General features: G+C 63.8%; 4 protein-coding genes and 1 pseudogene. 2 read left to right on the top strand and 3 right to left on the bottom strand.

The genetic code is table 11. The features are described from left to right. Positions 1-170: 170 nt before the first annotated feature. The 3 genes from Q0319_RS10115 to Q0319_RS10105 form a co-directional block, all read right to left on the bottom strand. Positions 171-512, bottom strand: a complete 342-nt coding sequence (locus Q0319_RS10115; RefSeq protein ID WP_299452169.1) for a cyclophilin-like fold protein — start codon at positions 510-512, stop codon at positions 171-173. Between the two features lie 220 nt (positions 513-732). Then, the gene (locus Q0319_RS10110) at positions 733-1,689 is read right to left on the bottom strand and encodes an alpha/beta hydrolase (RefSeq protein ID WP_299452172.1); all 957 of its coding nucleotides are present in this window, start codon (positions 1,687-1,689) and stop codon (positions 733-735) included. Positions 1,690-1,871: 182 nt separating this feature from the next. After that, positions 1,872-2,930, bottom strand: a complete 1,059-nt coding sequence (locus tag Q0319_RS10105; protein ID WP_299452166.1) for an NAD(P)-dependent alcohol dehydrogenase — start codon at positions 2,928-2,930, stop codon at positions 1,872-1,874. A 215-nt stretch (positions 2,931-3,145) separates the two neighbouring features. On the opposite strand from Q0319_RS10105, the gene Q0319_RS10100 reads away from it, so the two are divergent. Together Q0319_RS10100 and Q0319_RS10095 are read left to right on the top strand one after the other, a co-directional pair. Then, the gene (locus Q0319_RS10100) at positions 3,146-4,126 is read left to right on the top strand and encodes an AraC family transcriptional regulator (RefSeq protein ID WP_299452163.1); all 981 of its coding nucleotides are present in this window, start codon (positions 3,146-3,148) and stop codon (positions 4,124-4,126) included. Positions 4,127-4,664: 538 nt separating this feature from the next. Then, positions 4,665-5,689: pseudogene (locus tag Q0319_RS10095) on the top strand (IS3 family transposase); the annotation flags it as partial. Positions 5,690-5,762 lie beyond the last annotated feature (73 nt).

Raw genomic sequence — 5,762 nt, 5'->3', positions numbered from 1 at the left:
CATGGAACCTCCTGGCTGGGGAAAACATGCCAGAAAGTTCTACTTATGGGGTGTCTGCGGATCGGGGAAGCTTACGGAAGGACAGGTGCATCTTTACCGCATAGACCGTATCGGTGTGCCGTGTCGCAAAGCGGGGCGTCGCGGGGTCAAACCGAAGTCGCTGCATCCCTTCAGTTCTTGGAGAACTGGATGCGCACGCTGCCGCTGCCGAGCACCTGCGCCAAGTCAGCGGGATTGTCTACGCGGCCGAGGCGCGTGTACGCATAGGGGGAATCGAAAGTCTTGTAGAAGATGACCAGCGTTCTCGATCCATAGAGCATGAGATCGCCGGTGCGGATCGTGTCGGGGCGGACCGTCGTTGTCGGCAACGTCCTCGGCAGTTCCGCATGTTTCTCGTTGCTGTTGAGGTCCTCCATATCGATCGTCAGAGGCAACATGCCCGCAAAGGAACGGGCCGCCTCTGTGTCGGCCAGTGTGATGGAGAAGCGGCGTTCGCCGACGGTCATCCACATGCGGGCATCCTCCGGTTGAACATGGCCATCCCTCGCCACGGCCTTAGGTACGGCAGCTACGCTAGGAGGGCCGGCATCACATCCGCCAAGCATGAATAGGCCGCACACTATGCCCGCCACACGCATGGCCCGCAGGCCATGCAAAGAGCGTCGTTCATGGTATCTGGGGCTGTGAGGAAGGATTGATGTCATGCTCATCCTCTCGCCGGGCGGCACACCTTCATGCCAGGTATTGATTGAAGAACGTGGCCATCTTGGCGAACGGGATCACGTCCAGCCGGTCGTACAGGTCGACGTGGCTGGCGCCGGGAACGATCACCAGTTCCTTCGGGTGCGCGGCGGCCGCGTAAGCGGTCTCGCTGAAGTAGCGCGAGTGCGCCTTCTCACCATGGATGAGCAGCATGGGTCGCGGAGAGATCTCCTGGATGTAGGTCAGGATCGGAAAGTTCATGAACGACAGCGGCGTGGTGATCGTCCAGGCATGGCCCGAATTGACCGCGCGCGGGTGGTACCCGCGTGGGGTCATGTAATAGGCGTGGTAGTCGACCAGGAACTGCGCTTCGCCCCCCTTGAGCACGTTGTAGGGCGGCTGGTAAGCGGGGGTGCCGTGCTCTGCATCCGACCACCGCTGCCGGCTCAGTTGCTCCAGCATCCGCGTGCGCTCTTGGAGCGTCACACGGTCGTTGTAGCCCTTGGACATGACCCGCGTCATGTCGTACATGGTCGAGGCCACGACCGCCTTCACGCGCTTGTCCACGGCAGCAGCGCTCAAGGCAAATCCGCCGAATCCGCAGATGCCAATGATGCCGATGCGCTCGCGGTCCACGTTCGGCTGCAGGCCGAGAAAATCCACCGCAGCGCTGAAGTCCTCGGTGTTGATGTCCGGTGAGGCCACGTTGCGCGGCTCACCGCCGCTCTCTCCGGTATAGGAAGGATCGAACGCCAACGTGACGAAGCCGCGCTCCGCCATGGTTTGCGCGTACAGGCCGGAGGACTGTTCTTTGACCGCACCGAAGGGCCCACTGACGGCAATCGCCGCCAGCTTGCCGCTGGCATTCTTCGGCTGGTACAGGTCTCCCACCAGCGTGATGCCATAGCGGTTCTTGAAGGTCACCTTCCGGTGATCGACCCTGTCGCTCTTGGGAAAGGTTTTGTCCCATTCCTGGGTGATTTGCATGGTGCTGTTCTGCGTGGAAGTGGTTGCGCCTGCCAGACGTATCGGTGCGCCGAGCAGCGCCGCCGTGCCGATGAGTGCGCTGCCCTGTACGAAGCTTCTGCGCGACATTGGGGCGCCGACGGCCGGGGACGGGCGGGTGGACTCGTTGATCACGATGGATCTCCTTTTGCGATGCGCCACGCTCACGCGGTGGCAATGTCGATCACGAAGCGGTACTTCACGTCGCCGCGCAGCACGCGCTCATAGGCGCCGTTGATCTGATCGGCGCGGATCAGCTCGATGTCGGCGGTGATGCCGTGTGCGGCGCAGAAGTCCAACATCTCCTGGGTTTCGGGAATGCCGCCGATGGCCGAGCCCTGGATGCCGCGGCGCTTCAGAATCAGGTTGAAGACATTAGGGGACGGATGCGGCGTGGCGGGCGCGCCCACCAGCACCAACTGGCCGTCGCGCTTGAGCGTGGCGAGCAGCGCATCCAGGTCGTGCGGGGCGGCCACCGTATCCAGGATGAGGTCGAAGCGCCTGGCTTGCGCAGCCATCATCGCCGCATCGCGCGAGACCACCACCTCGTGCGCGCCCAGCGCCAACGCGGCCGCGCGCTTGGATTCCGATGTAGTGAACGCGACCACTTGCGCGCCCATCGCGCGCGCGAGCTTGACGCCCATGTGCCCGAGCCCGCCGATGCCGACAATGCCCACCGTCTTGCCCGGCCCAGCGCCCCAATGGCGCAGCGGCGAGTAAGTGGTGATGCCCGCGCACAGCAGCGGCGCCACCGCGGCCAGTTGTGCTTCGGGGTGGCGGATGCGCAGCACGTAGCGTTCATCCACGACGATGCGCTGCGAATAGCCGCCCAGGGTGTGGCCGGGGGCATCCGTCGTCGGGCCGTTGTAGGTATAGACCGGATGGTCGCAGTAGTTCTCCAGGCCCGCTTCGCATTCCGGGCAATGGCGGCAGCTATCCACCAGGCAGCCGACGCCGACCAGATCACCAACTGCGTGGCGCGTCACCTGCGGCCCCACGGCGACGACGCGGCCGACGATCTCGTGTCCCGGCACGCAAGGGTAGAGGGTGCCCGCCCACTCCGAGCGCACTTGGTGGATGTCGGAGTGGCAGATGCCGCAATAGGCGATGTCGATCACCACGTCGTGGGCGCCCGGCGCACGGCGCGAGATGGCCAGTGGCTCAAGAGGACGGTCAGCGGCGTGCGCCCCCCAGGCGCGCACGGTAGAGGCAGATGCGGTCATGGCGTGGCTCTCCAGCACAAGGTGGCAGCGTTCAGCCTCGCAAGCGAGGCAGGCTCGTTTCCGGATGTTTGTTGCCGGTTATTTTGTGGGACGAAGCGGATAACCAGTAGTCAGATCCTCGGGTTTTCTTGCCTGATCCTCTGGATCTTCGTAAATTGGACGTTTCGGCGCGGGCGCGCAGGGGTATGCTGGCGTCTGCCATCGCAGGAGGTTTTATGCCCACACACCCGTCCGGTACCGCACTCGACCCTGCGCGCGAACGCTTGGCGGCATGCATCGGTGCACACACGGCCGGTCGTGAAGATGTGCCCACGGCGCTGCCCGGGCTGGCGTTTTTCCGCCGGGAGGCCCGCACCGAGCCGTGCGAGTGTCGGGTGGAGCCCGCCGTCGTGCTGGTGGTACAGGGGGCCAAGCAGCTTCTCATCGGCGGCAAGCCGTATCCCTATGATGTGCAACGCTTCGTCGTCACATCGCTCGACCTGCCCGCGGCTTCGCAGGTGTTGGAGGGCAGCTCCGAGCGCCCTTGCCTGGGGCTGGTGCTCAAGCTCGATTTGCGGCTGCTCGCGGAGCTGATCGCCCAAAGCGGGTTGCCTGCGCCGCGCGAAAAGCCCGCAGACGGCAGCGCAATGCTCGGGCGCGTCACGTCGCCGTTGCTTGATGCGTTTGCGCGCCTGGTGGACCTGCTGGAGGAGGATGCCGCGACGCAACGGGTGCTCGCACCGCTGATCGCGCGCGAGATCCACTACCGGTTGCTGCAAAGCGATGCCGCCGTGCGGCTCTGGCAGATCGTCTCGGTGGGCACGCCGGGGCAGCGCATCGCCCGCGCCCTGGATTGGCTACGCAGCCACTACACCCGGCCGCTGCGCATCGAGCAACTGGCCGCCCACGTGCAGATGAGTCCGTCCAGCCTGCATGAACACTTCAAGCAACTGACGGCGATGACGCCACTGCAGTATCAGAAGTGGCTGCGCCTGAACGAGGCGCGCCGGCTGATGCTCAATGAACGGCTGGACGCCGCGGAGGCCGCGTTCCGTGTCGGCTACGAGAGCGCCTCGCAGTTCAGCCGCGAGTACGCACGGCTGTTCGGTGCTCCGCCCCGGCGAGATGTCGAGGCGTTGAAACTGCAGGGCGGCCTGCCTGGCGCGCGCGGCCAAGCGGCGAGACGGCGTGCGCACGACAGCTTAGCAAGAGCTTGACGCACGCATCGGCCGATCGACCCAGCGACGGTCAGCTCTTGCCGCTGCGGCGTTGCCACCATGAACTGCTGCTCCAAGTCTATAGGCCAACGGCCAACGGCAACACACGCGCAAGTCGCTGAGGCACAAGGCCGCTTGCGTGCGCTTCCGCCAAGAAGTTGGCGCAGGTTTTGAGAGAAGAGAGGGCGGATCAGAGTCGAACCTGCCCCATTCAGGCGCCCACGCCGGTGGGGTGCAGCACACGCAGAACCGGTCAGAACCCGGCGCCGCGGCGGGGGCTCGCAAACGAAAACGCCCAACCGGAGAGGGTTGGGCGCTGAAAAGTGGTGGTGGAGTCCTCACCAACGTCCAACCCGGATTCCGAACAGGATCGCAAGCCGTGGGGCTTCAGAGAAAGCACAGAGCGCTCATCAGCCCGATCCATCGCCACTCGGCGTCCAGCCGCTTCCGGCAAGCCAGGTCTGATGAAATGACCTGCCCCCTCCCAGCCGTACCAGTTGAATGGAAGTGAGGTCCGTCAACCTGGAGAATGACGGACATGAGGAAGAGTCGATTCACGGAGCAGCAGATCATTGGGTTCTTGAAACAGGCTGAGTCAGGCCTGCCAGTCAAGGACGTCTGCCGCCAAGGCGGGTTCAGCGAGCCCACGTTCTACAAGTGGCGAGCCAAGTACGGCGGCATGGAGGCCGATGAGGCTCGCCGCCTGAAGGACTTGAAAGTCGAGAACGCCCGCCTCAAGAAGCTGCTGGCCGAAGGACATCTCGACCTTGAGGCGCTCAAGGTCGGCTTCGGGGTAAAGCGCTAGCCCCGCAAGACAAGCGCAAGGCCATCGCCAAGATGCTGGAACACACCCAGATCTCCGAGCGCCGTGCCTGCCGTCTTGTGGGGCTGTCTCGCGATGCCTGGCGCCACCCGCCACAACCCGATGCGCACACGGTGAACCTCAGCGAACGCATTCACGCCATCGCCATGGAACGGAGGCGCTTCGGGTATCGCCGTGTGCACGACATGCTGCGCACCGAGTTTCCGGGCACCAACCACAAGAAGGTGTTCCGGCTCTACCGTGCGCAAGGCCTGGCTGTTCGCAAACGCAACAAGGGCAAGAAGTACCGCGGTGAACGCACGCCACTGGTGGCGGCCACCCGCGTCAATCAAACTTGGAGCCTGGACTTTGTGAGCGATTCGCTGGCCAATGGCCGACGCATCAAGTGCCTGACCATCGCCGATGACTTCACCCACGAGTGCATCGACATCGCTGTGGACCTGTCCATGCCTGGCGCATACGTCACCCGCATCCTGGATCAAGCCGCACGGTTCAGGGGCTACCCAGAGGCCATCAGAACCGACAACGGGCCGGAGTTCACGTGCAAGGCCTTCATGGCATGAATGCAAGCACGAGGTATTCAGCACATCTTGATTCAGCCAGGCAAGCCCACCCAGAACGCCTACATCGAAAGCTTCAATGGCAAGTTCAGGGACGAATGCCTCAACGAGAACTGGTTCGAATCCCTGGCCCAGGCTCGCGAGGTCATCGCCATCTGGCGTCAGGACTACAACGAAGTGAACCGCGCCGGGATTGCCGGAGGCATTTTGGTTTGAGTCACGCTGCCATGGCCGGCTCTTCGAGCATAGCGTA

The sequence above is a fragment of the uncultured Pigmentiphaga sp. genome, from assembly GCF_937950555.1.
Classification (GTDB): domain Bacteria; phylum Pseudomonadota; class Gammaproteobacteria; order Burkholderiales; family Burkholderiaceae_B; genus Pigmentiphaga.
The sequence above is the reverse complement of the archived record's forward strand: the minus strand, read 5'-3'. Positions and strand labels throughout refer to the sequence as shown.